Origin of the sequence: Paracraurococcus lichenis (genome assembly GCF_030657435.1) — a bacterium.
In the GTDB taxonomy this organism is placed as follows: domain Bacteria; phylum Pseudomonadota; class Alphaproteobacteria; order Acetobacterales; family Acetobacteraceae; genus Paracraurococcus; species Paracraurococcus lichenis.
In genome coordinates, this window is the sequence record NZ_JAUTWS010000339.1 from 1 (window position 1) to 1,055 (window position 1,055).

Here is a 1,055-nt window from a genome sequence, read left to right on the forward strand (position 1 = left end):
AGCTTGAGTTTGGCCCTTCACGCAGCGTAGCAAGCCAGCTCGATCAGAGTGTTGAGACTGGAAGGTGGCATTGTGGTGGGGTCTGGTGCGGGCCGTGACCCACGAGAATTGCTCCTCGTCCAGAGTAAGTGGCGCACACTGGCGAGCGCGTCGCTGAAGGTTGGTAGCGATTTCCGGTACCAGCTGGCGATCCGCACGGTCGGCGCCGTGTTGGCGTACAGTTCGTCGGCCCAGAGCGTGACCAGGGAGAACAGGCCGAGGAGGACCGGCGTGGTGCGGTCGATGGCCATGTCCGACCATTGCCGCTGGGTCTCCACACCGAGGTGGCGACGAACCTCGGCGAAGGTGACCTCGATTGACCAGCGACGAACGAACCAGCGCAGGATGTCGAGCGGCTCCGCCTGCAGATCGGTGCAGAGGAATGCCTGGGGCTGACGCTCACCTGTCGGGTCACGGACCAGGACGTAGCGGATGGGAACACGATGGCCGGGCTTGGCCCAGAGGGCGGTGCCGGAGACAATCTCGAGCGTCTTCTCGGCGCGGCCGTACCATCCGCTCACTCGCAGGCGGCGCCATCGCGTGCGCGGGTCATCAAGGCGCTGCTGCAGCGTGGGCTGGCGGTCTCCGACCACGCGTGACCGCCCGCGCTGGCGGGGAGGACGAGGCGGGGGCGGATCGCGGAGCGCGGCGTCGAGCCGCAAGCGGGTGACCATGGTGACCCGGTGCCGCACGGCCTCGAGCAGCTCGATGGCTGCGAAGCTGGAATCGGCGACGGCGACGATGCGCCGGTGCGGTAACCAGCGCGCCGTCTGGAGCAGTCCCTGCCTGGCCCAGTCGGTCAACGCCTTGAACGGGCGCTGGCCCGCTCTGTGCATCTCCCAGTACCGCTGCGACGGCGCCAGGATGGCCAAGAACGGCAAAGCCCAGCATCGCCCGGCCCAGCGGATCTGGGGCAGCAGCGCGAAGGAGAGCCAGCGCAAGCCGCTCGCCTTGACGAAGTGGCCTTTGGAGGAGCGGACCGGGTCACGGTAGATGCCGCGCTTTTTGATCCTGGC

The 1,055-nt window shown here is 67.7% G+C and carries 1 protein-coding gene; it reads right to left on the reverse strand.

Annotated features, from left to right (window positions below):
- Nucleotides 1-17: 17 nt before the first annotated feature.
- Nucleotides 18-1,055 (reverse strand): IS701 family transposase (locus tag Q7A36_RS40100; protein ID WP_305109376.1); only part of this gene is annotated, 1,038 nt, incomplete at its 5' end.